Below are 25,436 nucleotides of genomic sequence, written 5' to 3'. Positions count from 1 at the left end.
CGGTCATCCCGTCACGGCCGGCGGATGAGGCAAGCCTAACCTCGCCTGCGACCGCGCCGGCGGGACCCCGATGTCGTCCTGCTCACACCCGGCGGCGCACCCACGGCACCCGGGACCGAGCCTGGGTGCCACCGTTCAGAGCGGGAGCGGCGCGCCCGTCAGGCGCTCGAACGCCTCGAGGTACCGGTCGCGCGTGCGCTCGACGACGTCGGCCGGCAGGACCGGCGGCGGCACGTCGGACTCGCGGTCCCACCCGGACGCGGCCGACGTCAGCCAGTCCCGGACGAACTGCTTGTCGAAGCTCGGCTGCGCACGGCCCGGCTCCCACGCGTCCGCGGGCCAGAACCGCGACGAGTCCGGCGTGAGCACCTCGTCGCCCAGCGTGACCGCGCCCGTCGTCGGGTCGGTGCCGAACTCGAGCTTGGTGTCCGCGAGGATCACGCCCCGCTCGCGCGCGACGGCCTCGGCCCGCGCGTAGACGGCGAGCGTGAGGTCGCGCAGCGTCGTCGCCGCGTCCGCGCCGATCTGCTCGACGACCGCGGAGAACGGCACGTTCTCGTCGTGGTCGCCGAGCTCTGCCTTCGTCGCGGGCGTGAAGATCGGCTCGGGCAGCCGCGACCCGTCGACCAGCCCGGCCGGCAGCGGGATGCCCGTGACCTCGCCCGACGCGCGGTACTCGACCAGCCCCGAGCCCGTCAGGTAGCCGCGGGCGACGCACTCGACGGGGAACATCGACAGGCGACGGCACACCATCGCGCGGCCCGCGACGGCCTCGGGCACGTCCGTCGAGACGACGTGGTTGGGCACGAGGTCGGCCAGCTGCTCGAACCACCACAGGCTGAGCTGCGTGAGCACGACGCCCTTGCCCGGGATCCCCGGCGACAGCACGTGGTCGTACGCCGAGACGCGGTCGCTCGCGACGACCAGCACGACGTCGCCGTGCGCCGCGGTGATCGCCGCACCCGCGGCGGACTCGTCGGGGACGTACAGGTCCCGCACCTTGCCGGAGTACGTGTGCGCCCAGCCGGGGAGCGCGACGGACGGTTCGGGCACGACGGCGGTGGTCACCGGCCTAGTGTGACGTGCGCGGCACCGACGCCGCGCACGAGTCCACCAGACGAGGCCACCGTGGTGGCCGTCCGCACGGCAGGAGGTCCGCGCGATGCCCGACGCCCCCCTCGACGACTTCCTCCGCGCGTTCCGCACCCTCGCGGACGCCGCCCAGGCCGCGCACGCGCAACCGACGGACGAGATCACGCCGCTCGTGCCGGTCCTGCGCGAGCACCTCGGTCGCGACCCGCGCGGGCTGCCGGTGCTGACGGAGGTCGTCCCCTTCCTGCGCCGGGTCGACGCGGACGTCGCCGTCGCGGCGGTCGTCGAGGCGCACGGCGGCGGGCGGCTGATCGGCATCGGCGGCGGCGAGCAGCGCATGCACTCGTCGCTCTCGGAGATCCTCACCACCGCGGGCCAGTGGGCCGCGCACTTCCCCGTCGGCGCCGTCGACTACGAGCGCACCGCGACCGGCCCGGACAGCGAGCGTCGCGTCGTCGCGTTCGGGCTGACCCTCCTCCGCGTCGACGACGAGCCCGTCGTCCTCGCCCAACGCCTCACCAGCCCGCGGCACGAGGGCCAGGGCACGATCGAGGTGCTGTGCGCCGACGACGACCTCGCGGGCGCGCTGCTCGCGGAGATCCGCACGGCGATGACCGAGCGGTCGGTGCTGCGCGGGCAGGTCGTCACGTTCCAGGGGTCGCCCTACCAGCCGGGCGCGGGCGGCGTGACGTTCGTGCGGCGGGAGACCGTGCCGCGGGCCGACGTCGTCCTGCCCGACGGCACCCTCGACCGCGTCGAGCGCCAGGTGCTCGCGGTCGCCCGCCACCGCGACACCCTCCGTGACGCGGGCCAGCACCTCAAGCGTGGCGTCCTGCTCTACGGCCCGCCCGGGACGGGCAAGACGCACACCGTCCGCCACCTCGTCGGCGCCGCCGAGGGCACGACGGTGATCCTCCTCGCCGGGCCGTCGCTCGCGCTCGTGTCGCTCGCGGCCGAGACCGCCCGCGCGCTTCAGCCCGCGATCGTCGTCCTCGAGGACTGCGACCTCGTCGCCGAGGACCGGTCGTTCAGTCACGGCCCGCAGCCGCTGCTGTTCGAGGTCCTCGACGCGCTCGACGGGTTGGCGTCCGACGCCGACGTGACGTTCCTGCTCACGACGAACCGCGCCGACCTGCTGGAGCGGGCCCTCTCGCAGCGACCCGGCCGCGTCGACCTGGCCGTCGAGATCCCGCTGCCCGACGACGACGCGCGCCGCCGCCTGTTCGCGCTCTACGCGCGCGGGCTGCCGTTCGGGGACGACGCCCTCGACCGCGCGACCGCCCGGACGTCCGGCGTGACGGCGTCGTTCGTCAAGGAGGCCGCCCGACGGGCCGTCCTGCTCGCGGCCGAGGCCGGACGCCCCGTCGGGGACGACGACCTCGACGCGGCCGTCGACGAGATGCTGCAGGACTCCGAGCGGGTGACGCGCTCCCTGCTCGGCGCGGCCCCCGAGGGTCTCGACGACGCGCTCGGCGCGGGCGCGTCCTGATCCGGCCGCGCACAGCCCACGAGCCCTGAGCGGCCCGGCAGCCCCGGCGAAGGGCCCGGTCACCCGCCGGCCGTGACGAGGCAGCGACGGGCCCACCGCGGTCCCGGCACGCGCTCGGGTGGCCGCGTCGCGGCCGCGACGCGGCGGCGACGCGGACGTCGGGTCAGAGCGCCGCGGCCGCCGCGGCGATGTCGGTGCGGTGGTGCGAGCCGGCCAGCTCGATCTGCTCGACACCCGCGTAGGCCGCCTCGCGCGCCGCGGCCAGGTCGGCGCCGACGCCCACGACCGACAGCACGCGGCCGCCGTTCGACACGAGGTGCGCGCCGTCGACCTGGGAGTCGTCGTCGCCTGCGGGGTTCTGCCGCAGCGCGGTGCCCGCGTGCAGGACGTGCACGCCGGGGAGCGACTCGGCGTCCTCGATCCCGATGATCGGGTCGCCGCCGCGGACCGTGCCCGGGTAGCCGTGCGACGCGACGACGACCGTCACCGCCGCCTCGTCGCGCCACTCCAGCGGGGGCAGGTCCGCGAGGGTGCCCGTCGCCGCCGCGAGCAGCACGCCCGCCAGCGGCGTCGCGAGCCGCGGCAGGACGACCTGCGTCTCCGGGTCGCCGAAGCGCGCGTTGAACTCGACGACGCGCGTGCCCTTCGAGGTGAGCGCGAGGCCGCAGTAGAGGACGCCGACGAACGGCGTGCCGCGGCGGGCCATCTCGTCGACCGTCGGGCGGGCGACGAGGTCGAGGACCTCGTCGACCAGGCCCTCGGGCGCCCACGGCAGCGGCGAGTAGGCGCCCATGCCACCCGTGTTCGGACCGGCGTCGCCGTCGAGCGCGCGCTTGAAGTCCTGCGCGGGGACCAGCGGGACGACGGACGCACCGTCGGACAGCACGAACAGCGACACCTCGGGCCCGTCGAGGTACTCCTCGACGACGACCCGGCCGCCCTCCTTCTCGACGCACGCGCGCCCGTGCTCGAGCGCGACCGCGCGGTCGTCGGTGACGACGACGCCCTTGCCCGCGGCGAGCCCGTCCTCCTTGACGACGTACGGCGCACCGAACGCGTCGAGCGCCGCGGCGACCTCGTCGACCGTCGACGCGACGCGCGGCTCGGCGGTCGGCACGCCCGCGGCGGCCATGACCTCCTTCGCGAACGCCTTCGACCCCTCCAGCCGGGCGGCGTCGGCCGACGGGCCGAACACGGGGATCCCGGCCGCGCGGACGGCGTCGGCCACGCCCGCCACGAGCGGGGCCTCCGGGCCGACGACGACCAGGTCCGCCCCGAGCTCGGTCGCGAGCGCCGCGACCGCCGCGCCGTCCAGCTGGTCGACCGCGTGCAGCGTGGCGAGCGCACCGATGCCGGGGTTGCCCGGCGCGGCGTGCAGCGCCGTCACGGCCGGGTCGAGGGACAGCGCACGGACGAGGGCGTGCTCACGGGCACCGGTGCCGACGACGAGGATCTTCACGGGCGCCGAGCCTACCGAGCCGCCCGCCCGTGCCGACCGCCCGTCCGACGACCGGTCGCCGACCCGCGCGCGGCCGGAACCGGACGCCCGTCTCGCCCGCCTGACCCCCGGGACCCCCGCGGGCTCGATACCGACATGGGTGCCGTTCGCACGCTCGGAACGGCACCCGTGTCGGTATGAAGGCGGGCCACCTGGCCCGGCGGGCCGGTGGGTGACGACGTGCTGCGGGTCAGGGCGCCGGCCGGGCGGGGTCGTCGGCGGGGAGAGGGAGGCCGTCGAGGTAGATCCGGTAGCGGCGACGGCCCTCGGTCTCGCCGGCCTCCTTGCGCGCCTTGGCCGCGTCGATGTGCTGCTCGAGCACGCGCTGCACGGCGGCGATGACGTCGTGCGCCTCGGCGGGCGTGAAGTCGGTGGTGATGCGGTCGTTGATCTGCGCGTCGTCCCACTCGGGCTCGTGCGGGGAGGACATCCACCGGGTCAGGACGTCGGCGCGGTCGGCGACGACGGCCTGCAGCATCATGCGCGCGGCCGGTGCGGTCGCCGGGTCCTCGAGCATCGCGTGGCCGTCGATGCTGAAGCCGACGGGCTTCCACCACCGCTCGCGGCCGCCGGTGTGCGCGGGGTCGTCCTCGACGAACCCGAACCGCTCGAGCTGGCGCAGGTGGTAGCTCGTCTGGCCGCTGCTCTCCCCCAGCAGGCGGCCGAGCCGGCTCGCGGTGGACGGCCCGATCTCGCCGAGCAGGTTGTACATCGCGATGCGCAGGGGGTGCGCGAGCGCCTTGAGCGCCTCGGGCGAGATGGGTCGCTCGGCGAAGAGCGCCAGCCGGTCAGAGGCCTCGCCGACCGCAGGGGCAGGCGGCGCGGCGGTCGGCGGTGCGGCCGCGGGCGGTGCGGCTGCGGTCGACGGCGTCGCCGCCAGGTCGTCAGCGAGCCCGCGCGTGCCCGCGGTGTCGTCGGGGGTCTTGCGCTCGGCCATGTGCAGAGTTACCTTTGCAAAGTCTTCTCTGCAAAGAACTCTTTGCAGAACGTCCTCTTCGATCCTAGGGGCGCACGATGAGCACGCAGCACTCCCCCGCCGCAGCCGCACCCGTCGAGCCGCCTGCCGTGCCGCCCGTCGAGCCGCTCGGTCGCCGGTTCACCGCCGCCCTCGGCGCCACGGGCGCCGCGAACCTCGCCGACGGCGTCCTGGGCATGGGCGTCCCGCTCGTCGCCCTCACGCTCACCCGCTCGCCCGGGCAGATCGCCCTCATCACCGCCGCCGCCTGGCTCCCCTGGCTGCTGCTCGGGCTCGTCGCCGGGGTGCTCGTCGACCGGCAGGACCGGCGCGTCGTGCAGATCGTCGCGATGGCCGTCCGCGCCGCCGTCCTCGCCTCCGCCGTCGGACTCATCGCCACCGACCGGCTGACGATGGCCGCGCTCGTCGTCATCGCGCTCGTCTACGGCGCGACCGAGGTGTTCGCCGACCTCGCCGCAGGCGCACTCGTCCCCGACCTCGTGCCCCGGTCGCGGCTGGGCGCCGCCAACGGCCGCACGCTCGCCGTCCAGACCGTCACCAACTCGTTCGTCGGCGCCCCGATCGCCGGTGCCGTCCTCACGCTCGGCACCGGCTGGGTGTTCGGCGTCCCCGCCGCGCTCGCCGTCGCGGCAGCCGTGCTCCTGTGGCGCGGCATCCCCGGCCGGTACCGCCACGAGCGCACCGAGCGGAAGCGCGCCGGCCGGGAGGTCGTCGAGGGCGTCACGTTCCTCGCCAAGCACCGCGTCCTCGGCCCGCTCCTGCTCTCGGGCTCGCTCATGAACATGGCCAGCACCGGCTACTTCGCGGTCTTCGTCCTCTGGGCGGTCGGTCCCGGATCCGAGCTCGGGATGCGCGCCGAGCACTACACGCTGCTCGCGGCCACGCTCGCCGTCGGCGCGGTCGGCGGGTCCTTCGTCGCCGAGGCCCTCACGCGGCGCGTCGGCGAGGTCCGCCTCATGCTCGGCTGCTGGCTCGCGAACAGCCTGCTGCTGGTCGTCCCCGTCCTCGTGCGCAGCGTCGGCGCCGTCGCCGTGACGCTGTTCCTGCTCGGCTTCACCAACACGATCGGCAACGTCATCTCGATGTCGATGCGCCAGCGCATCGTCCCCGCGACCATGCTCGGCCGCGTCGGCGGCGCCGGCCGGACGCTCGGCTACGGCCTGATGCCGGTCGGCGCGCTGCTCGCCGGGTTCGTCGCCGAGACCTGGGGCCTCGAGGCCGTGTTCGTCGGCGGCACCGCGCTCGCGGTCCTCGCGACCCTCGGCTCGATGGCCGTCGTCCGCCAGCGCCTGGTCGACGCGGCCGAGGCCGCCGTCCTCGCCGCCGAGCCCCGCACCGACGACGAGACCCCGCACGACGACGGCACCCTGTCCGACGACGCCGACACCCACGCGACGACGGGCGGCGACGTCCGACCCACCGCCGGGCAAGGCGTGCTCGACGAGACCGTCACGACGGCCCGCACCCCCGACGAGCCGGTCCGCGCGGATGCCCGGCCCGTCACCCGACCCCTCGCGGAGGCCACCGCCTGACCGGCGAGGGCACCGACGGCACCCGGCCATGGGAAGGGGCGGGTGCCGTCGGCGTGCTCCGTGGGTCGGCGGGACCGTCAGTCGAGGGCCGACGCGCCGACGCGCTCACGTGCCCAGGCCCGGACCTGCGCGTGCGCCTCGCGCGGGTCGTCGTGCCAGGGCCACGTCGCCAGGTGGCGGTGGGTCTCGGCGAGGTGCGGCACGGCCTCCTGGGGCAGGTCCGCGAACCAGCAGGCGTAGGCGAGCAGGTTGTGACCCCAGGCACGGCCGACCGGCGACGGTCCGCCCTCGGACCACCGGGTCGCGGCGGCGAGGATCTCCGCACGCACCTCCCGGCCCTGCAGGAAGCGCTGGCTGTCGCCACGGGCCCAGCCCTCCTCCAGCAGGGCGACGACGACCAGCAGGTTGCTCGCGTGGCCCGCGGGCGACGCGGCGGCCTCGGTGCGGGCGAACCGCAGCATCTCCTCGGACGAGCCGAACCACTTCGCGGCCTTGAACTGGAGCGCCTCGAGCAGCCCGCCGCGGTGGTGCGGCGCGACGGCGAGGAGCTGCGCGAGGCGGCGCTCGTGCTCCACGACGCCGAGCTGGAGCCCGCGAGCGACGGTCAGGCGCGACGCGAGGACCGACGCGTCGTCGGGGCTCACGTGCAGGGCGGTGTCGGCGTCGGCGTCCGTGTCCTCGAGCACCGCGAGGAAGTCGGGGACGTTCTGCGCCTGGAAGTCCGACCCGCGCAGCATCCACGCCCGCTCGACACCCGCCGCCACCCGGCAGGCGAGCGCGTGCGGGTTCGACGGCTCCTCCTGGAGCCACGTGTCGAGCCACCGCCCGCGACGCGCCGCGAGGGCGGCGAGCTCGCGGACCCGGTCGTGGCGGGTGTCCGGGTCGAGCGTCGCCGCGAGCAGGTGCGCGGCGGGCCTCCAGTTGCCGGTGGCCGCGGCGTCGCGGGCGGCGCGCAGGTCGACGTCGTCGAGCGCGTCGTCGGCCTCGACGTAGTCCCCCGGCAGCGGGTCGGCGAGGACGAACAGGCCACCGGTCGCGACCCGCAGGACGAGCTTGCCCACCCGTGTGACGGTGAGGGCGAAGACGACCGCGGCGGTGCTCCAGCACGCGGTCCAGGCGATCCGTGCGGGTGCGTACGCGTCGGCGACGACGAAGGCCAGCGCGGCGAGCGCGACGATCACGCCGAGGTACGCGACCACGAGGCCCTGCGTCTTGCCGCCGCGCGGGGAGAACCACCACGGCCCGTCGGCCCACAGACCGAGCAGGCGGTGCGCGGGCGTGCTCGCGACGCCGAGGACGACGAGTCCGATGGCGGCGATCACGAGCGCGCCGAGCATCACGTACGCGGCGGGGGTGTCCCAGGCGGCGGCAGTCACGGCCGCGGAGTATGCCAGCCGGTGCACCGCCGCCGCGGCTGCCGGGTCACCGCCCGTCGCGTCACCGCACGTCGCCAACTGGACGTGCGTCCAGATTCACCCGTTCAGACGATGGCGGTCGGCGCGATCACTCGTTCGGGTCGAACGGCCGGCAGCCTCCGCGAGCTCCCGGGTGAGCGGTCAGGCCAGGAGGTCGTGGCGGATGATCGTCGCCTCGCGGCCCGGGCCGACGCCGATGGACGAGATGCGGGTGCCGCTGATCTCCTCCAGCCGCTCGACGTAGCGCTGCGCCGCGACGGGCAGGTCGTCGAACTCGCGCGCGCCGGTGATGTCCTCGGTCCAGCCGTCGAGGTACTCGTAGACGGGCTTCGCGTGGTGGAAGTCCGACTGGTCGGCGGGCATCTCGTCGTGGCGGGTGCCGTCCACGTCGTACGCGACGGCGACCGGGATGCGGTCCTTGCCGGTGAGGACGTCGAGCTTGGTGAGCACCAGGTCGGTGAGGCCGTTGACGCGCGCCGCGTACCGGACGACGACCGCGTCGTACCAGCCGGTGCGCCGCGGGCGGCCCGTCGTCGTGCCGAACTCGCCGCCGGTCTGGCGCAGCCACTCGCCGTCGTCGTCGAGCAGCTCGGTCGGGAACGGGCCCTCGCCGACGCGCGTCGTGTAGGCCTTCGCGACGGCGACGACGCGGTCGATGCGGGTCGGGCCGACGCCCGAGCCGGTGCACGCACCGCCCGCGGTCGCCGACGACGACGTCACGAACGGGTAGGTGCCGTGGTCGATGTCGAGCATCGTGGCCTGGCCGGCCTCGAACACGAGCGTCTTGCCCGCGTCGAGCGCCTGGTTCAGCACGAGCGGCGTGTCCGCGACGAACGGGCGGACGCGGTCGGCGAAGCGCAGCAGGTCCTCGACGGTCTCGTCGACCGTGATCGCGCGGCGGTTGTAGACCTTCACGAGCAGGTGGTTCTTCTGGTCGAGAGCACCCTCGACCTTCTGCCGCAGGATCTTCTCGTCGAAGAGGTCCTGCACGCGGACGCCGACGCGGTTGATCTTGTCCGCGTAGGTGGGTCCGATGCCGCGGCCCGTGGTGCCGATGCGGCGCGAGCCGAGGAAGCGCTCGGTGACCTTGTCGAGCGTGCGGTTGTACGGCGCGATGACGTGCGCGGCCGACGAGACGAGCAGGCGCGAGGTGTCGACGCCGCGGGCCTCGAGGGCCTCGATCTCCTGGAACAGCACCTCGAGGTCGATGACGACGCCGTTGCCGATGACGGGGACGACGCCGGGCGACAGGATGCCGGAGGGCAGCAGGTGCAGCGCGTACTTCTCGCCCCCGACGACGACCGTGTGACCGGCGTTGTTGCCGCCGTTGAACTTCACCACGTAGTCGATGCGCGAGCCGAGCTGGTCGGTCGCCTTGCCCTTGCCCTCGTCGCCCCACTGGGCGCCGAGCACCACCACTGCAGGCATCTGTCACCACTCCTACCTGCCTGCGATGCGGGGACGCACGGCGGAGACCGAACCGAGGAGGCGCGGCGCTTGCACGTGGACCCGGGCACGGGCGGCAGTGACCCGGTACCTCCGAGAGGGTACCGGACGGTCAAGGAACGGTCATGGCCGGGCCCCCGTCCCGACCCTGCCCGCGGGCGGCTCAGCGCAGCCCGGCGACCTCCTCGGCCGACGTGCCCGAGTCGACCAGGAACTGCTCGCAGCGCTGCGACTCCTCGGTCTCGCCGATCGCCTCGGCCGCCTCGGCGAGCGCGAGCAGCGCGCGCAGGAACCCCTGGTTCGGGGCGTGGTCGACGGGCACCGGACCGCGGCCGCGCCAGCCCGAGCGCCGCAGCGCGTCGAGGCCGCGGTGGTAGCCGGTCCGCGCGTACGCGTAGGCGGCGACGGGGTCGCCCTCGTCGGCGAGCGCCCGCTCCGCGAGCAGCGCCCACACGAGCGACGACGCCGGCGCGACCGGGACGACGTCGCGCGGCGACGAGCCCGCCGCGAGGGCGGCCCGCGCGTCCCCGTCGGGGCCGTCGGCGGGCAGGTGCGTCGGGGCGGGTCCGTCGAGGAGGTTCTCGTGGCTCATGGGCCCAGTCTCTCCCCGACCGGCCGCCCGCGTGGTCCGTCCGGGGGACATCTGCGCGCACAGCAGGCGATCCGGGCGCCCGTCCAGGTTCCGCGGATGCGCGGGCGTGGGAGCGCAACTACAGTCGATCCGCCGGACCCCTTCCCGGCGCCCCGCAGGAGCTGGGTGACCCCCCGAACCCGGTGGATGTCCATGATCGAGATCTCCACGTCGTCGACGACGACCACGCTCGTCATCACCGGCGACCTCGACCTCGCGGAACGCGACCAGTTCCCCGAGGTGGCCGCCCGTGTCGTCGGGCTCCGCCGTCAGCTGCTCGTGATCGACATGTGCGGCGTGACGTTCATGGACTCGACGGGGGCCGCGTTCCTCATCTCGCTGGCCGACGCGAGCCGCAAGCGCGGCGGGGCGACCGTCCTGCGCGGGGCCGACTCGCGCGACCTGTTCGTCATCGAGATCTGCGGCGCGACCGAGCTGTTCCGCATCGACCCGGACCACCGCTGCGCGCACGGCACCGAGCAGGACGTCGTGCAGCCGGACGGCGCACCCGCGCACTGACTGCTCGGCGAACCGCGCTGACTGCTCGGCGACCTGCCGGCGTGACCGCGCGACGACGCCTCAGCGACCCGTCTCCGGCAGGCTCCCCGGCCGGACCTTCGCCCACACCAGCTTGCCGCCACGCGACTGCCGCCAGCCCCAGTCCGCGAGCCGCTCGACGATCTGCATGCCGAACCCGCCGACGCGCCCCGGGTGCCCGTCCGTCGACACCGGCGGTGCCGGGTTGCCGTCCTCGACCTCGATGCGCAGGCCGTCGCCCGTGTCGTAGAGCTGCAGCGACACGTGGCCGAACCCGTGCAGCACGGCGTTCGCGACGAGCTCGGACACGACCAGCTCGGCGTTCGCGGCGTCGGGGATCTCCCACGCCTGGCAGGTGCGCACGACGGCGTGCCGGGCCCGTCCGATCGACGACGGCTCGTTCGGCAGCGACCAGCGGCGCCTCCGCGGGCTGCGCGCACGCTCGAGGTGGTCCCGCGGGTCGGGGACGCGCACGACGACGACTGCGACGTCGTCCTCGGGGTGGTCCGCGAGCCGGGACAGCAGCTCCTCGCCGATGCCCGCCGCGTCCCGCGCCGTGATGCGCGACGCGACCCCCGCGAGCGCCGCGAGGCCCTCCCGGAGCCCGCGGTCACGCCGCTCGATGAGGCCGTCGGTGTAGTAGACGAGGACGTCGCCCTCGACGAGGTCGAGCGTGCTCGTGCTCCGGACGCCGTTGCCGAACCCGATGAGCGCACCGCCCGCGTCGCGCAGCTCGGTCGCGACGCCGTCGCGGACGTGCAGCACGGGCAGGTGGCCGGCGCGCGACCACTCGAGCCGCCAGCCCTGCTCGCGGCGGGTCAGCGTCGACAGGACCAGACCGGCCGAGCGCGGGATCCGCATGCCCGTGACGAGCTGGTCGACGCGCTCGAGCACCGGGCCGGGCGTCGTGATGTCGAACGTGTAGGAGCGCACGACCGAGCGCAGCTGGCCCATCGCGGCGGCCGCCTCGACGTCGTGCCCCACGACGTCGCCGATGACGACGCCCGCGACGTCCGGGGAGATCTGCAGCACGTCGTACCAGTCGCCGCCGACCTGCACGTTCTCCGAGTTCGGCGCGTAGTAGGTCCACACGTCGAGCCCGTCGACCTCGGCCTGCTCGGGCAGCATCGCCCGCTGCAGCGTCTCCGCCAGGCGGTGCTCGCGGTCGTACAGGCGGGCGTTGTCGAGCACGAGGCCGACGCGGCGTGCGGTGAGCTCGAGGATCGTCATCGCCGCCGGCTCGATCGCGCGCAGGCCGCCCTCGTCACGCGGGACGACCGCCATGAGCCCGAGCACGCGTCGACGGCCCGGCACGGGGAAGACGACGGCCCGGCCGCCCGACGGCGCAGGCTGCCCGTCCGTGGGGTGCTGGGCGTCGGCGCTGACGTGCTGCGCGAGCCACTCCGAGGCGCTGCCGCACGCGTACACGGCGTCGAGCGCGAGGTCGACGGGCCGGTCGCGCTCGCCGTCGAGCAGCAGCTGCACGACGTCCGGGGCGTCGGGGCGCGGACCGCGCGTGGCCGTGCGGAACGCGTCGCCGCGGTGCCCCCGGCCGGGCCCGCCGTCGATGCCGTCGGCGGCCCGCAGACCGCGGTCGTTGAGGAAGAAGCCGGCCCAGCCGACGACGGCGTGCCGCAGGACCATCGCGATCTCGCGCAGCGCGTGCGGGTCGTCGACGTCCATGAGCAGGTCCGAGACCTGGGCGATGAGCCCGAGGCTGCGGCGCTCACGGCGCTCGGCCTCGACGAGCGCCGCCTGCTCGGCGTCGTGCGACAGCTGCTCGGTCATGTCCTGGAACGCTGCGACCCAGTACTCCGGCTCGTCGTCCGCGCCCGGCACGGGTGAGAGGTGCACCTGGCAGACGAAGCGCGTGCCGTCGCCGCGGTCGAGCTCGAAGGTCGGCGAGAACGGCTGCCGGGCGAGCAGGGCCTCCGCGAGCTGCATCGCCCGCACCGGGTCCCGCGCCAGCTCCGTGCGGATCATCGGCTCTCGCTCGTGCGCGCCCTCCAGCCCGTAGCCGACCGCCCGCTCGAACGCCTCGTTGACCCACACGGCGGTGAGGACCGCGTCCCGGGACTCGAACAGCCCCATGGGCACGACCGTGGCCGCGAGGGCGCGCGCGTGCAGGTCGGGGGTCCCGGACGGCGTCGCGGCGGGCAGACCACCCGACATCGGATCCGCGTGGGAGTTGACCACCACCACCTCCGATCGTCTAGCGTGCCGAACGGGCGAGTCGTCGAGGCAGTCGACAGCGCGCCTTCGAGGCCGGCACCAGAAGGAGCACTGTGCGCGACGGTAACAGCAGCAACCCGGACGAGTCGGCGACGCCCGACGACGTGGCCGGTCGCGTCGTGGGTGAACCCGGTGCGGTCCACGTGATCGTCGGCACCGACCGCACGCGCATCGTGCTCTCGGGCGAGGTCGACGCCGACCTCGGACCGGAGCTGCAGGAGGCGACCGCCGAGGCCGAGCAGGTGGGTCTGCCGATCGAGGTCGACGCCCACCACGTGACGTTCATGGACTCGTCGGGCGTCGCGTTCCTCGCGCGTCTGTCGATCCGCAGCCAGCACCGCGTGCGCCTGCTGCGCGTGCCGCCGACCGTGCGCTTCCTCCTCGAGGTCACGCGCATCGGCGAGCTGCTCGACGTGGTCGAGGGCACGGACGACTCGGCGTTCCAGCCGGTGGGCGACGCCCCGGCGACGAACGGGCCGACGACCCCCTGACGACTCCCGCGGCGCGTCGCCGGCGGCGATGCGCCCGCGACTCGCCCGGACGCCCCGGACATGACGACGGGCCCCGACCACCGCGGTGGTCGGGGCCCGTCGTCGTCAGTGCGTCAGAGCTTGTGACCGGCCGAGCGGAGCTGCTGCGCCGCCTCGACGATGCGCTGCGCCATGCCCGCCTCGGCGAGCTTGCCCCACGCGCGCGGGTCGTACGCCTTCTTGTTGCCGACCTCGCCGTCGACCTTCAGGACGCCGTCGTAGTTCTTGAAGAAGTGGTCGGCCACCGGACGGCTGAACGCGTACTGCGTGTCCGTGTCGATGTTCATCTTGATGACGCCGTTGTCGACCGCCTCGGCGATCTCCTCGGCCGTCGAGCCCGAACCACCGTGGAACACGAGGTCGAACGGCGAGTCCTTGCCGACCTCGGCGCCGACGGCCTTCTGGATGTCCGCGAGGATCGACGGACGCAGCTTGACCGCACCCGGCTTGTAGACGCCGTGCACGTTGCCGAACGTGAGGGCCGTCAGGTAGCGGCCCTTCTCGCCGACGCCGAGCGCGCGGACCGTCGCGAGACCGTCCTCGGCCGTCGTGTAGAGCTTCTCGTTGATCTCGGCCTCGTGGCCGTCCTCCTCGCCGCCGACGACGCCGACCTCGATCTCGAGGATCGTGCGGGCCGCCTGCGAGAGCTCGAGGAGCTCCGCCGCGATGACGAGGTTCTCGTCCAGCGGGATGTCCGAGCCGTCGAACATGTGCGACTGGAACGTCGGGTTCTCGCCGCGCTTGACCTGCTCCGCCTCGAGGGCGAGCAGCGGGCGGACCCACGAGTCGAGGTTCTTCTTGACGCAGTGGTCGGTGTGGAGGGCGACGGTGATGCCGTAGCCCTTCGCGACCTCGGTCGCGTACGCGGCGAGCGCGATCGAGCCGGCGACGCGGTCCTTGACCGTCGCACCCGACGCGTACTCCGCGCCGCCGACGGAGACCTGGAGGATGCCGTCCGACTCGGCCTCCGCGAAGCCCTGCAGCGCGGCGGTGACGGTCTGGGACGACGTGACGTTCACGGCCGGGTAGGCGAACTTGCCCGCCTTCGCCCGGTCGATCATCTCGGCGTAGACCTCGGGGGTGGCGATGGCCATCTGCAGCACTCCTGCGTTCGTAGGGCGGTGTCGCCCACAGTTTGCCACCGTTCGGCAAAGGGCCGGTCGGGACGTCCTTCCCACGGGACGGCGAGATCAGGCGCTAGCCGGGCCGCGCGCTCAAGTCGGCGGTCGCGCGTGCCGACCGGCTCGTCGTGACCACGTCCCGGACCTCGCACCCCGCCCGTGCCGCCCGTGCCGCCCTCGTGGCGGCCCTCGCCCTCCCGATGCTCGCCGCGTGCGCGTTCGTCGTCCCGCTGTCCACCGACCAGGCGGCGCCAGCCGACCGAGGGGCCCCCGCCGACCGCGCCGCCCGCGCCCACCGCGAGGCCCCCGCCGACCCGTGCGCCCCCGAGGTCGCCCCGCCCGGGTCGTCGCCCGCGGCCGTCGCGTACCTCGCGGCGGTCGAGGCCACGTCGGCCGACCGCATGGCGCTCTCGGACCGCATCGAGTCGCAGGGCCGGAAGCTGTACGACGTGGACCTCGCGACCGAGGTCGCGATCGACGAGCGGTTCCTGGTCGACCTCCGGGCGATCACCTTCCCGCCCGAGGTCCGGCCCGAGGCCGACGCGTTCGAGGCGGCGCTCGTCGCGTACCTCGACTTCGTCCGGACCGCGGCCGCGCAGCCGGGCTACTACGGCGAGCACCCCGACGTCGCGACCGCGGTCAACAACGCGCGGGGGTCCGCGGGCTCCGCGCTGCGTGACGCCCTCGACCTGCCGCCGAACGGCTGCGTCGTCAACCGCCCCTGAGGTCGCACGTGTGGCGCTCGCGCGCACGCACGTCGTGCGGTCCCGTGCGTGCCCGGGCTCGCCGGCACCGGCGGCTCACCCGTCAGGCCGCCGGTCGCGGGCCCGCGTGCTGCGCGACCCACGCGTGCATCGCGATCGCGGCGGCCGCGCCCGCGTTGATCGAGCGCGTCGAGCCGAACTGGGCGATGTGCAGGACGTCCTGCGCGGCTGCGCGGGCGGCGTCGGACAGCCCCACCGACTCCTGGCCGAAGAGCAGCACGCACGCGCGCGGCAGCGGGTAGCCCTCGAGCGGGACGGAGCCGGGGAGGTTGTCGACGCCGAGCACGGGCAGGACCGTGCCGTCGCGACCCGCGGTGGACGCCCACGCGAGCAGGTCGTCGACCGTCGGGTGGTGCCGGACGTGCTGGTAGCGGTCGGTCACCATCGCGCCGCGACGGTTCCAGCGACGGCGGCCCACGACGTGCACCTCGGCCGCCAGGAACGCGTTCGCGGTGCGGACGACCGAGCCGATGTTGAGGTCGTGCTGCCAGTTCTCGATCGCGACGTGGAACGGGTGGCGGCGCGTGTCGAGGTCCGCGACGACGGCCTCGACCGTCCAGTAGCGGTACCGGTCGACGACGTTGCGCCGGTCGCCGTGCGCGAGCAGCTCGGGGTCGTAGCGGGGGTCGACGTCGCCCGTCGCCGGATCGCGCGGCCACGCGTCCGGTCCGCCGGGCCAGGGCCCGACGCCGACGTCCGCCGGCAGGTCCGGCGCGCGGTCGTCGTCCGGGTGGCGGTGGGGCGTCACGCGTCGCCCGAGTCCGACGCGACGCCCGCGGCCGCGGCCGCGGGCGACCGGTCCACGGCGGTCAGGCGGTACCGACGGCACGGCACGTCGACGCTCACACCCGGGGCGACCTCGACACGGTGGTCGAACGGGCCCTCGTCGGCCCAGCCGTGGCGCTCGTAGAAGCGGCGGGCGCGTGCGTTGCCCGGGACGACCGCGAGCCAGGGGTGGGCATGGCCGGCCTCGGCGGCGACGCGGGCCGCGTCGGCGAGCAGCGCCGCCGCGACACCGGTCCCTCGTGCGCTCGCGTCGACGTACACCTGGTCCACCTGGTCGCCGATCGTGGTGGCGAACCCCACGACGTCCCCGCCCAGCACCGCCACGCGGGTGTGGGGCACGAGGCCCGGGGCACGGTCGACGAACGACTGCGGGGTGCGGTGCCGGCTCAGCTCCGCGGGGACGTGCCCGTCGTGGCCGTCGTGCCACCCGGCCGACCAGATCCGCGCCAGCCGGACCGCGTCGTCCGGGACCGCGTCGCGGAGCCTGACCGGGTCGGGCTCGCCGCCCGGGAGCGCGTCGTGGAGCGGGTCGCGCGGGCCGTGGCTCATGCGCCGGCCGTCCGGGCCAGCCACTCGTCGTACGTGACACGGCCGTAGCGGGCGTCGGGGGCGGTCGCGTCGCCGGACGAGAAGAACGCACCGTAGCCGGGGACCGGGAGGCCCACCGGGACGCGCCGGCTGCGGTGCGCGGCGGCCCAGCGGCGGGCGAGGTCGGCCCCGTCGAGCTCCTCCGGGCCGGCCACGGTGACCGTCCGCCGACCGGGCTCGCCCTCGTCGCGGGCCTCCCCGTCGAGCGGGGCGTCGAGCGCCGCGGACACGTCGAGGAGCGCCCGCGCGACGTCGATAACGTCGATCGGCTGGAGGCGCGCGCCGCGCAGGTACGGCACGGTGCCGACGCGGCTGAGCGCACCCGCGAGCGTCGGGCGGCCGAAGAACCGGTCGAAGAAGTCGTGGAACTGCGCGGCGCGCACGAGCGTCGTCGGGACGGCGCTCGCCTGGTAGACGCGCTCCTGCGCGACCTTGGTGCGGTAGTAGCCGATCGCGGCCCCGCGGTCGACGTTGACGATCGACAGCACGACGGCGAGGCCGACGCCCGCGTCGCGGGCCGCGAGCGCGATCGACGCGGCACCGGCCGTCAGGACCTTCGCGGCGGCGGGCGTCTCCCCGTTGACGGTGTCGATCACGACGTCGGCACCGTCGAACGCGGCGCCGAGCCGTTCGGGGGCGTCGGCCGCGACGGCGTCGGCGGCCACGTACTCGGCCCCGACGACCTGCCGCGTCGCCGGCGGGACGTGCCGCGACACGGACCGCACGCGGTGCCCGCGCCGGAGCGCCTCCTCGACGACGGCCCGCCCCGCGAGCCCCGTCCCTCCCACGACCACGACCGTCCGCTGCGTCATGCCCCGATCATGCCGCTGCCCTCCCCCGCCGACGACCAGCGAGCTCGTCACACCGCGCCGAGCTCGTCAGCCTCGACCGGCGAACCCGGCGCGGACCGACGGGCTCGGCGCGGTGGGCGGTGGCGAGGCCGGGCCGTGACGCGGTGTCAGGCTTTCGTCACCTCGAGCTCGACGACCGCCCACGACAGGGCGGGCAGGCGGACGGTCGCCGTCGAGCCGTCGACCTGGACGTCGTCGAGGGGCACGAGGCCGACCGCGTCGGGGCGGTCCTGCGTGCTCGCGGTGAACCGGTCGCCGCCCTCGGGGATCGTCAGCACCTCGGCGCGGGTCACGCGCGCACCCGTCCACCCGCGCAGGTCGACGGTGACGTCGGCGGCGGCGTCGAGGCCGCGGTGCGCGAGGAACAGCGCGACGCGCCCGTGCTCCTCGTCCCACGTGGCGGAGGCGTCGACGAGGTCGGTGTCGCCGAACTTCCCCGCGTCGTACCGGTCGGAGGTCGCCGCCACCCGCAGGATCTGCCCGTGGGCCAGCGCCGACATCCGCGCGAACGGCCAGAAGATCGACTGCCGCCACGCGGGCCCACCGGGCTCGGACCGGATGGGCGCGATGACGTTGACGAGCTGCGCCTGGTTGGCGACCTTGACGCGGTCGCCGTGCCGCAGGAGCGAGTTCAGGAACGTGCCGACGACGACGGCGTCGGTGACGTCGTACTCGTCCTCGATGATGCGCGGGTGCTCGCGCCAGACGCCCTCGCGCTCGATGACGTGCGGCTGGTCGGGGGTGTCCTTCCCGCGCTGGTACCAGACGTTCCACTCGTCGAACGAGAGGTTGATGCGCTTGGTGTGCTTCCCGGCGGCCCGCACGGCGTCGGCGGTCGCGACCACCGACTCGATGAAGTGGTCCATGTCGACGGCCGACGCGAGGAAGGACGCGTGGTCGCCCCCGTCCTCCTGGTAGTAGGCGTGCAGCGAGACGTAGTCGACGTACTCGTACGCGTGCCGCAGGACGGTCTGCTCCCACGTGCCGAAGGTCGGCATGCCGGAGTTCGACGACCCGCACGCGACGAGCTCGATCGTCGGGTCGACGAGCCGCATGGCCTTGGCGGTCTCCTGCGCGATCCGGCCGTACTCCTCGGGCGTCTTGGCGCCCATCTGCCACGGGCCGTCCATCTCGTTCCCGAGGCACCACAGCCGGATGTCGAAGGGTTCCGGGTGCCCGTTCGCGGCGCGCAGGTCGGACAGCGCGGTGCCGCCGGGATGGTTGGCGTACTCGACGAGCTGACGCGCCGCCTCGACGCCGCGCGTGCCGAGGTTGACGGCCTCCATGACCTCGACGCCCGCGACGCGCGCCCAGTCGACGAACTCGTGCAGCCCGAACGCGTTGGTCTCGACGGTGTGCCACGCGCCGTCGAGACGCCGCGGGCGCTGGTCGACGGGCCCGACGCCGTCCTCCCACCGGTACCCGGACACGAAGTTGCCGCCGGGGTACCGGACGACGCTCACGCCCATCTCGCGGACGAGGTCGAGCACGTCGGTGCGGAAGCCGCGCTCGTCGGCCGCGGGGTGCCCGGGCTCGTAGATGCCCGTGTAGACGCACCGGCCCATGTGCTCGACGAACGAGCCGAAGATCCGGCGGGGCACCTCCCCGACGGTGAAGTCGCGGTCGAGGACGAGTCGTGCCTGGGTCATGGGTCTCCTCAGGGTGCTGCGGGTGGTGCGCGGTGCGGGGAGGGCGGCGGCCCGGCGGGTGGTCCGGGCCGCCGCCGGGGACGTCACTGACCGCCGAAGCCGGTGGTCGAGAAGCCCTTGATGATCTGCCGCTGGAAGAACAGGAAGACGACGATCAGCGGCAGCGCGGCGAGCACGGCGGACGACATCGTCTGCGCGTACTGCAGCCCGTACGCGCTCTTCACGGTCTGCAGGCCGACGGGCAGGGTCATCAGCGAGGCGTCGCTCGTGATGATGAACGGCCACAGGAAGTTGTTCCACGCGCCGATGAACACGATGATCGACACGGCCGCGAGGATGGGTCGCGACAGCGGCAGCACGACCGACCAGAACACCCGGAGGCGTCCGGCGCCGTCGATCCGGGCGGCGTCCTCGAGCTCGACGGGCACCTGCTCGAAGAACTTCTTGAGGACGAACACCATGGCCGGGTGCACGACCTGCGGGAGGATGATCGCCCAGTACGTGTCGACGAGGTTGAGCGTGAGCATCTCGTAGAACAGCGGGACGATCAGCACCGGCGGCGGCACGATGATCGACGCGATGATCAGCCAGAACAGCCACCGGCGGCCGCGGAAGTCGATGCGGGCGAGCGCGTAGGCGGCCAGCGACGACACGGTCAGCGTGATGACCGTGATCGCGACGGCCGTGACCAGGCTGTTCCACGTCCAGAGCGGGATGTTCCCCTCGCGGAGCACGCTCGCGTACGCGTCGGTGGTGAACCCGTCGGACGGGAACCACGAGACGGGCGTGGCGGCCGCGGCGGTCTCGGACTTGAACGACGTGAACACGGCCCACAGGAACGGCAGCAGCCAGAACACGGCGAGGACGACGAGCGTCACGATCGCGAGGATCCGGCCCGGGCTGGCGAAGTGCTCGCCGACACGCAGGCCCGCGGCGTGCGCGAACCTGCCCTGCGGGCGGCGACGACGACCGCCGGCGACGGCGGCTCCGGCGGCTCCGGCGTTCGGCTGCGGGGCGACGGTGGTGGTCATCGGGCGCTCCTGCGGAAGGTGAACGGGACCTGCGCGAGCGACACGATGATGATGACCGCGAAGAAGATGTACGCGATCGACGACGCGTAGCCGAACCGGTACCCGGTGAAGCCGGACTCGAAGATGTACTGGACGACGGGCCGCGTCACACCGCCCGGACCGCCCTGGGTCATGATGTAGATCTGGTCGAACACCTTGAGCGACGCCAGGATCTGCAGGATGACGATGAGCGCCGTGGTCGGGCCGAGCTGCGGGATCGTGATCGACCAGAGCTGCCGCCAGCGGCCGGCGCCGTCGAGCGCGGACGCCTCGTACTGCTGCTCGGGGATGTTCTGCAGCGCCGTCAGGTAGAGCAGGAAGTTGAACCCGACGGTCCACCACAGCGTCTCGACGACGACCGCGAGCATGGCCCACCGCGTGTCCTGCAACCAGGCCTGTCCCTCGACGCCGAGGGCGCCGAGCATGTAGTTCACGAGGCCGAGCTGCGGGTTGTACATCCAGATCCAGAACTGCGCGGCCACGGTGGACGCGAGCAGGAACGGCATGAAGAACGACAGCCGCCACAGCCACTGGCCGGGCAGCCCCTGGAACACGAGCAGCGCCATGACGAGCGCGACGAGCACGAGCGGCACCGTCGAGAGGACGGTGAACCACAGCGTGTTGAGCATCGAGCGCCACATGATCGGGTCGCGCAGGGCCTCGGCGTAGTTGTCGAAGCCGAGGAACGCGCCGCCGGCGCCGGTGATCGACTCGCCGGTGAACGACAGGTAGAAGCCGTGGATGAGCGGCCAGATCAGGAACATCGCGAAGACGACGACGAACGGCGCGACGAACAGCCAGCCGATGCGGGTGTCGCGCGATCGTGGGGTGCGGGTGGTGGATCGGGCGGACGTCGACGTGCCGGTACGGCTACGTCCGGCGCCGACGTCTACAGCGGCAGAGGACACGATCGGACTCCTTCGTCGGATCGGGCGGTCAGGTCGGCAGGAAGAGCGTCAGACCGGGTTCGGCTTCGAGAGCTGGACGTCGACGCGTCGCACGAAGGCGCCGAAGCCCTCCGCCGGGTCCGCGCCGTCGAGGTACACGTTCTGCACGGTCTCCAGGAAGTAGCTCTGGAAGTCGCTCCCGGAGCCCGTGAACCACGCCTCGGGGTCGTAGTTGAGGATCTCGGCCGCCGATGCGTAGTGCGCCTGCGGGACGAGGTCCTGGTACTCGGGGCTCTGCACGACCGGCTGGTACGCGGGGATGTGCCCGGCCTCGGCCCACGCGAACGAGCTCTGCAGGATGTCCGCGACGAACCGGTAGGTCGCGCGGCGCTGCTCGGGGTCCGGGTCGGACTGGTGGGGCAGCGTGAACGCGTGCGAGTCCGCGTACGCGGCGGGCGTGCCGAACAGCGTCGGGATCGGCATCGCGTCGAACGGGATGCCGGCGTTCTTGGCCGTCGGCAGCTCCCAGACGCCGGTGAAGAACATCCCGCTCTCCCCCGACATGAACTCCGCGACCGCCGTGCCGTAGTCGCCGTCGGGTGCGCAGATCGTGCCGTCGAGCAGCGTCTGGATGTACTCGAGCGACTCCACCGCCGCGTCGGTGTCGACCTCCGCGCGGGTGCCCGACAGGTCGAACTCCGCGTCGTGCTGCTTGTAGAGCGTGTAGAACAGCCGCCACATCTGGGCACCGTCGCCGAGGTACCCGTACGACAGCCCGTGCTTGCCGGTGACGCCCTGCATGGCGCGCGCGACCTCGAGGAACTGGTCGGCGTCCTCGATGGGGGCGAGCTGGCCGTCGGACCCGAGCACACCCGCCTGCTCGGCGATGTCGGTGTTGTAGAACATCACGAACGGGTGCGAGTCGAGCGCGATCGAGAACTGCGTCCCGTCGAGCCCGCCCTTCTCCCAGACGCGCGGGAGGAAGTCCTGCTCGGTGACGTCGAACTCGGCGAGCAGGTCGAGGTCCCACGGGTCGAGCAGGCCACCCGGGGCGTACCCGGCGATGCGCGACGCGTGCATGATCGCGGTGTCGGGGGCGCGCCCGCCGACGCTCGCCATCGCGAGCTTGGTGTAGTACGGCGCACCCCACGCGAGGACGGTCTGCGTCGCGTGGTACCCGTGGTCGAGGGCGTTCACGTCCTCGACCAGACCGGCCATGTTGATGCCGTCGCCGCCGGACAGCAGGTGCCAGAACGCGAGCTCGCGGACGCCGTCGGCGGCGGCGGTCGGGGACGCGCAGCCCGCGAGCGACCCCGCGGCCGCGACGCCGCCGATCGCCGCGAGCGAGCCGAGCAGCATCTGCCGGCGGGTGAGGCCGGTCAGGCCCGAGGACGGGCCGGAGCGGCCCGGGACGACGAACCCGGCGCGGTCGAGCGCGGGGGTGGAGGGGTTCGGGCCGCGCGGGGGCCCGTGGCGATCGGTCATGCCGTCACTCCTTCGTGAGACACGTGTCGAGGCCCTGTCACCGCCCGCCTCGCGGACGGCTGGGAGCCCTCCCCGGGGTGGCCGTGGCCGGACCAGTCGTGAGCATTACATCGTTGAAACGGGTCGGCAAGAGGGACGCCACGCCGCCAACCGGACAGATCGCCGGGACCGGCTCAGGAGCGCGTCGTGCTCGCGCGGACGACCACGCGGTGCGGGACGGTGAGGCGCCGCGGTGCGCGGTGCGGGTCGTCGATGCGGTCGCGCAGCAGGTCGAGCGCCGTCGCCGCGAACGCGCGCAGGTCGAACGAGACCGTCGTCAGCGGGGGCACCGCGTACCGGCTCGGCTCGACGTCGTCGAACCCCGCGACCGCCACGTCGTCGGGCACGCGCAGCCCTCGCTCCCACAGCACGTGCACGACCGCGAGCGCCATCGAGTCGGTGAAGCAGAAGAACGCCTCGGGCGGCGGGTGCTCGTCGAGGAACGCCCGCACCGCGTCACGCGCCTCGTCGGCCGTCCAGCGCGGCATGGCGATCTCGAGCACGGGGTCGTGCGCCACACCCGCGGCCGCGAGCGCCTGGCGGTAGCCCTCGGTCCGCTGCCGGGCAGCCGCGGTCTCGGCGTCGCCCGGGACCCCGACGACGGCGATGCGCCGCACGCCCGTCGCGAGCAGGTGCTCGGTCATGTCGCGTGCCCCCGCGACGCTGTCGACGCCCACCTGGTCCGTCCGGTCCTGCTCGACCTCGCCGATCAGGACCGTGGGCGGCAGCGGACCCCGCGCGACGTGCTCGTCGACGACCGACTCGGCCAGCGACACCGGGTTGAGGACGAGCCCGTCGACGAGGTGCGACCGGGCCCGGGACAGGAGCGCCTGCTCGCGGTGCGGCTCCGCCGCCGTCTCCTCGATCTGCACGCTCCACCCGCGCGCGTGCCCCTCCTCGACGAACTGGTGCGCGACCTCCGCCGAGTACGCGGTCGAGAGGTCCGGGAGCGCGAGCGCGATCAGCCCGTACCGACCGTTGCGCAGCCCCCGGGCGCCCAGGTTCGGCACGTAGTCGAGCTCCGCGAGCGCCTCCTCGACGCGGGCCCGCGTCTCCGGCCGGACGAACGCGGTGCCGTTGATGACGTTCGACACCGTCTTCGGGGACACCCCGGCGCGCAGCGCGACGTCCTTCACGGTGGACCGCATCGCCGCCCTCTCCTCGACCGCCGGTGGGCGCCCATTGTCCCGACGACGACGAGCCGCGGTCCACACCGTTCCCACACAGGGACGCACGTCGGGGCCACGGGCGGGCACGTACCCTGGACGTCATGCTGACGACGACCCTCGGGGCCGCACTGCACGCCGCCGGCCCCGTCGCCACGCTCGGGCCGGACTTCCTCGACCCCGACCACATGATCTCGTCGTTCGGGACCGCGGTCGTCATCGGCATCGTCGCCGTCATCTTCATCGAGACCGGGCTGCTGTTCCCCATCCTGCCCGGCGACTCGCTGCTCTTCACCGCGGGCGCGCTGGTCGCGCAGGACCTGTTCCCGGTGCACATCAACATCTGGATGCTGTGCGGGCTGCTGTTCCTCGCGGCGTTCCTCGGCGACCAGACCGCCTTCTTCATCGGCCGGCGGCTCGGCCCCCGCGTCTTCAACAAGCCCGACTCGCGCTTCTTCAAGAAGAAGTACATCGACCAGACGTACGCGTACTTCGACAAGTACGGCGGCCGGACGATCATCGTCGCGCGCTTCGTCCCCATCGTGCGCACGTACGCGCCCGTCGCCGCGGGCGTCGGCAACATGCGCTACCGCCACTTCGTCACCTACAACGCCGTCGGCGCGCTCCTGTGGGGCGTGGGCGTGACGATGCTCGGCTACCTGCTCGGCAACATCCCGTTCGTCAAGGAGAACATCGAGGGCCTGCTCGTCCTCATCGTCCTGCTGTCGGTGGTGCCGATGGGCATCGAGCTGCTGCGCGCGCGCCGCCACCGCGACGACGCGCCGCTCGACGCCGACGGCCGCGACACCCGCTACGACGAGCAGTCCGAGCGCGAGGCCGTCGAGCGCAAGGTGTTCGGCGAGTGACGCGGGAGATCCGCTCGTGGCTGTCGGACATGGACGGCGTCCTCGTGCACGAGGGCACCGCCCTGCCGGGCGCCGCCGAGTTCGTCACCGCGCTGCGGGACGGTGACCGCCCCTTCCTGGTCCTCACGAACAACTCGATCTTCACGCCGCGTGACCTCGCGGCACGCCTGCGGGCCAGCGGCCTCGACATCCCCGAGCGCGCCATCTGGACCTCCGCGCTCGCGACCGCGCAGTTCCTCACCGACCAGATGCCCGGCGGCTCCGCGTACACGATCGGCGAGGCCGGTCTCACGACCGCCCTGTACGAGGCCGGGTACACGCTCACGTCGTCGGACCCGGACTTCGTGGTCCTCGGCGAGACGCGCACCTACTCGTTCGAGGCGATCACCCAGGCCATCCGGCTCATCCAGGGCGGTGCGCGGTTCATCGCGACCAACCCCGACGTCACCGGCCCGTCGGCCGAGGGTGACCTGCCCGCGACCGGTGCCGTCGCCGCGATGATCTCCGCCGCGACCGGCCGCCAGCCGTACTTCGTCGGCAAGCCCAACCCGATGATGATCCGGTCCGCGCTCAACCGGATCGACGCGCACTCCGAGACGACCGTCATGGTCGGCGACCGCATGGACACCGACGTCGTCGCCGGGATCGAGGCCGGCCTGCGGACGATCCTCGTGCTGTCCGGGTCCACCCGGCGCGAGGACGTCGAGCGCTTCCCGTTCCGCCCGAGCGAGATCGCCGACTCCGTCCAGGACCTCGTCGACCGCGTCTGACGTCACCCACCCGGCT

The 25,436-nt window shown here is 73.8% G+C and carries 23 protein-coding genes; 7 read left to right on the top strand and 16 right to left on the bottom strand.

All coding sequences use genetic code 11. The features are described from left to right. Positions 1-135 precede the first annotated feature (135 nt). Positions 136-1,068, bottom strand: coding sequence for a phosphoribosylaminoimidazolesuccinocarboxamide synthase (locus KOV94_RS01485; protein ID WP_235843468.1), 933 nt, complete (start codon positions 1,066-1,068; stop codon positions 136-138). Positions 1,069-1,162: 94 nt separating this feature from the next. On the opposite strand from KOV94_RS01485, the gene KOV94_RS01480 reads away from it, so the two are divergent. Then, positions 1,163-2,581, top strand: coding sequence for an AAA family ATPase (locus KOV94_RS01480; protein WP_218051028.1), 1,419 nt, complete (start codon positions 1,163-1,165; stop codon positions 2,579-2,581). Positions 2,582-2,744: 163 nt separating this feature from the next. Here KOV94_RS01480 and purD read toward each other — a convergent pair whose 3' ends face one another. Continuing rightward, positions 2,745-4,040 (bottom strand): phosphoribosylamine--glycine ligase, encoded by a 1,296-nt coding sequence (gene purD, locus KOV94_RS01475; RefSeq protein WP_218051027.1) that lies wholly within the window; start codon positions 4,038-4,040, stop codon positions 2,745-2,747. A 229-nt stretch (positions 4,041-4,269) separates the two neighbouring features. Then, on the bottom strand, positions 4,270-5,016 hold the full coding sequence (locus KOV94_RS01470; protein WP_218051026.1) for a winged helix-turn-helix domain-containing protein: 747 nt from the start codon (positions 5,014-5,016) through the stop codon (positions 4,270-4,272). Between the two features lie 77 nt (positions 5,017-5,093). Between KOV94_RS01470 and KOV94_RS01465 the strand changes: the two genes are divergently transcribed. Then, positions 5,094-6,587 (top strand): MFS transporter, encoded by a 1,494-nt coding sequence (locus tag KOV94_RS01465; protein ID WP_225915903.1) that lies wholly within the window; start codon positions 5,094-5,096, stop codon positions 6,585-6,587. Between the two features lie 77 nt (positions 6,588-6,664). Here KOV94_RS01465 and KOV94_RS01460 read toward each other — a convergent pair whose 3' ends face one another. From KOV94_RS01460 to KOV94_RS01450, 3 genes are all read right to left on the bottom strand, one after another. Then, positions 6,665-7,963, bottom strand: coding sequence for a hypothetical protein (locus tag KOV94_RS01460; protein WP_218051025.1), 1,299 nt, complete (start codon positions 7,961-7,963; stop codon positions 6,665-6,667). Between the two features lie 180 nt (positions 7,964-8,143). Further along, positions 8,144-9,430 (bottom strand): adenylosuccinate synthase, encoded by a 1,287-nt coding sequence (locus KOV94_RS01455; protein ID WP_124344034.1) that lies wholly within the window; start codon positions 9,428-9,430, stop codon positions 8,144-8,146. A gap of 181 nt (positions 9,431-9,611) precedes the next feature. Continuing rightward, on the bottom strand, positions 9,612-10,040 hold the full coding sequence (locus tag KOV94_RS01450; protein WP_218051024.1) for a DUF3151 domain-containing protein: 429 nt from the start codon (positions 10,038-10,040) through the stop codon (positions 9,612-9,614). 192 nt (positions 10,041-10,232) lie between these two features. On the opposite strand from KOV94_RS01450, the gene KOV94_RS01445 reads away from it, so the two are divergent. Continuing rightward, entirely contained in the window at positions 10,233-10,598 is a 366-nt protein-coding gene (locus KOV94_RS01445) for an STAS domain-containing protein (protein WP_218051023.1), read from the top strand. Between the two features lie 60 nt (positions 10,599-10,658). On the opposite strand, the gene KOV94_RS01440 is transcribed toward KOV94_RS01445, so the two are convergent. Continuing rightward, a complete protein-coding gene (locus KOV94_RS01440; RefSeq protein ID WP_372449431.1) occupies positions 10,659-12,812 on the bottom strand; it encodes an ATP-binding SpoIIE family protein phosphatase in 2,154 nt (717 codons plus the stop codon). 89 nt (positions 12,813-12,901) lie between these two features. Between KOV94_RS01440 and KOV94_RS01435 the strand changes: the two genes are divergently transcribed. Continuing rightward, entirely contained in the window at positions 12,902-13,339 is a 438-nt protein-coding gene (locus KOV94_RS01435) for an STAS domain-containing protein (RefSeq protein ID WP_124344031.1), read from the top strand. A gap of 113 nt (positions 13,340-13,452) precedes the next feature. Here KOV94_RS01435 and fbaA read toward each other — a convergent pair whose 3' ends face one another. Further along, positions 13,453-14,472: a class II fructose-bisphosphate aldolase gene (gene fbaA / locus KOV94_RS01430; protein ID WP_168679950.1), complete on the bottom strand. Its 1,020-nt coding sequence runs from the start codon at positions 14,470-14,472 to the stop codon at positions 13,453-13,455. A 155-nt stretch (positions 14,473-14,627) separates the two neighbouring features. On the opposite strand from fbaA, the gene KOV94_RS01425 reads away from it, so the two are divergent. Continuing rightward, positions 14,628-15,224, top strand: coding sequence for a hypothetical protein (locus tag KOV94_RS01425; protein WP_218051022.1), 597 nt, complete (start codon positions 14,628-14,630; stop codon positions 15,222-15,224). 82 nt (positions 15,225-15,306) lie between these two features. Here KOV94_RS01425 and KOV94_RS01420 read toward each other — a convergent pair whose 3' ends face one another. From KOV94_RS01420 to KOV94_RS01385, 8 genes are all read right to left on the bottom strand, one after another. Then, entirely contained in the window at positions 15,307-16,011 is a 705-nt protein-coding gene (locus KOV94_RS01420) for a TrmH family RNA methyltransferase (protein WP_218051021.1), read from the bottom strand. After that, positions 16,008-16,598 (bottom strand): GNAT family N-acetyltransferase, encoded by a 591-nt coding sequence (locus tag KOV94_RS01415; protein WP_218051020.1) that lies wholly within the window; start codon positions 16,596-16,598, stop codon positions 16,008-16,010. The genes KOV94_RS01420 and KOV94_RS01415 overlap by 4 nt, the downstream gene beginning before the upstream one ends. Next, positions 16,595-17,449, bottom strand: coding sequence for an SDR family oxidoreductase (locus KOV94_RS01410; protein ID WP_218051019.1), 855 nt, complete (start codon positions 17,447-17,449; stop codon positions 16,595-16,597). Before KOV94_RS01410 ends, KOV94_RS01415 begins: the two co-directional genes overlap by 4 nt. A 146-nt stretch (positions 17,450-17,595) precedes the next feature. After that, the gene (gene arfA / locus KOV94_RS01405) at positions 17,596-19,137 is read right to left on the bottom strand and encodes an arabinosylfuranosidase ArfA (RefSeq protein ID WP_218051018.1); all 1,542 of its coding nucleotides are present in this window, start codon (positions 19,135-19,137) and stop codon (positions 17,596-17,598) included. A gap of 83 nt (positions 19,138-19,220) precedes the next feature. Continuing rightward, the gene (locus tag KOV94_RS01400; protein ID WP_124343359.1) at positions 19,221-20,168 is read right to left on the bottom strand and encodes a carbohydrate ABC transporter permease; all 948 of its coding nucleotides are present in this window, start codon (positions 20,166-20,168) and stop codon (positions 19,221-19,223) included. After that, positions 20,165-21,115 carry a carbohydrate ABC transporter permease gene (locus KOV94_RS01395; protein WP_218051017.1) on the bottom strand — a complete coding sequence of 317 codons (951 nt, stop codon included), beginning with the start codon at positions 21,113-21,115 and terminating at the stop codon, positions 20,165-20,167. The genes KOV94_RS01400 and KOV94_RS01395 overlap by 4 nt, the downstream gene beginning before the upstream one ends. A gap of 48 nt (positions 21,116-21,163) precedes the next feature. Beyond that, on the bottom strand, positions 21,164-22,453 hold the full coding sequence (locus KOV94_RS01390; protein ID WP_225915981.1) for an extracellular solute-binding protein: 1,290 nt from the start codon (positions 22,451-22,453) through the stop codon (positions 21,164-21,166). 299 nt (positions 22,454-22,752) lie between these two features. Beyond that, entirely contained in the window at positions 22,753-23,766 is a 1,014-nt protein-coding gene (locus tag KOV94_RS01385) for a LacI family DNA-binding transcriptional regulator (RefSeq protein ID WP_218051015.1), read from the bottom strand. 122 nt (positions 23,767-23,888) lie between these two features. On the opposite strand from KOV94_RS01385, the gene KOV94_RS01380 reads away from it, so the two are divergent. Then, on the top strand, positions 23,889-24,650 hold the full coding sequence (locus KOV94_RS01380; protein ID WP_124343363.1) for a VTT domain-containing protein: 762 nt from the start codon (positions 23,889-23,891) through the stop codon (positions 24,648-24,650). Continuing rightward, on the top strand, positions 24,647-25,420 hold the full coding sequence (locus KOV94_RS01375) for an HAD-IIA family hydrolase (protein WP_200829741.1): 774 nt from the start codon (positions 24,647-24,649) through the stop codon (positions 25,418-25,420). Before KOV94_RS01380 ends, KOV94_RS01375 begins: the two co-directional genes overlap by 4 nt. The last annotated feature ends 16 nt before the right edge of the window (positions 25,421-25,436 follow it).

Origin of the sequence: Cellulomonas algicola (genome assembly GCF_019024305.1) — a bacterium.
GTDB lineage: Bacteria > Actinomycetota > Actinomycetes > Actinomycetales > Cellulomonadaceae > Cellulomonas > Cellulomonas algicola.
Note: the sequence above shows the minus strand (reverse complement) of the source record. Positions and strands in the feature narration are given on the sequence as shown.

Excerpts from the sequence above, each read along its gene's own strand:
- KOV94_RS01480 (WP_218051028.1), top strand. The coding sequence starts at position 1,163 with ATGCCCGACGCCCCCCTCGACGACTTCCTCCGCGCGTTCCGCACCCTC.
- KOV94_RS01470 (WP_218051026.1), bottom strand. The coding sequence starts at position 5,016 with ATGGCCGAGCGCAAGACCCCCGACGACACCGCGGGCACGCGCGGGCTC.
- KOV94_RS01465 (WP_225915903.1), top strand. The coding sequence starts at position 5,094 with ATGAGCACGCAGCACTCCCCCGCCGCAGCCGCACCCGTCGAGCCGCCT.
- KOV94_RS01455 (WP_124344034.1), bottom strand. The coding sequence starts at position 9,430 with ATGCCTGCAGTGGTGGTGCTCGGCGCCCAGTGGGGCGACGAGGGCAAG.
- KOV94_RS01450 (WP_218051024.1), bottom strand. The coding sequence starts at position 10,040 with ATGAGCCACGAGAACCTCCTCGACGGACCCGCCCCGACGCACCTGCCC.
- KOV94_RS01445 (WP_218051023.1), top strand. The coding sequence starts at position 10,233 with ATGATCGAGATCTCCACGTCGTCGACGACGACCACGCTCGTCATCACC.
- fbaA (WP_168679950.1), bottom strand. The coding sequence starts at position 14,472 with ATGGCCATCGCCACCCCCGAGGTCTACGCCGAGATGATCGACCGGGCG.
- KOV94_RS01415 (WP_218051020.1), bottom strand. The coding sequence starts at position 16,598 with ATGAGCCACGGCCCGCGCGACCCGCTCCACGACGCGCTCCCGGGCGGC.
- KOV94_RS01410 (WP_218051019.1), bottom strand. The coding sequence starts at position 17,449 with ATGACGCAGCGGACGGTCGTGGTCGTGGGAGGGACGGGGCTCGCGGGG.
- arfA (WP_218051018.1), bottom strand. The coding sequence starts at position 19,137 with ATGACCCAGGCACGACTCGTCCTCGACCGCGACTTCACCGTCGGGGAG.
- KOV94_RS01400 (WP_124343359.1), bottom strand. The coding sequence starts at position 20,168 with ATGACCACCACCGTCGCCCCGCAGCCGAACGCCGGAGCCGCCGGAGCC.
- KOV94_RS01390 (WP_225915981.1), bottom strand. The coding sequence starts at position 22,453 with ATGCTGCTCGGCTCGCTCGCGGCGATCGGCGGCGTCGCGGCCGCGGGG.
- KOV94_RS01385 (WP_218051015.1), bottom strand. The coding sequence starts at position 23,766 with ATGCGGTCCACCGTGAAGGACGTCGCGCTGCGCGCCGGGGTGTCCCCG.
- KOV94_RS01380 (WP_124343363.1), top strand. The coding sequence starts at position 23,889 with ATGCTGACGACGACCCTCGGGGCCGCACTGCACGCCGCCGGCCCCGTC.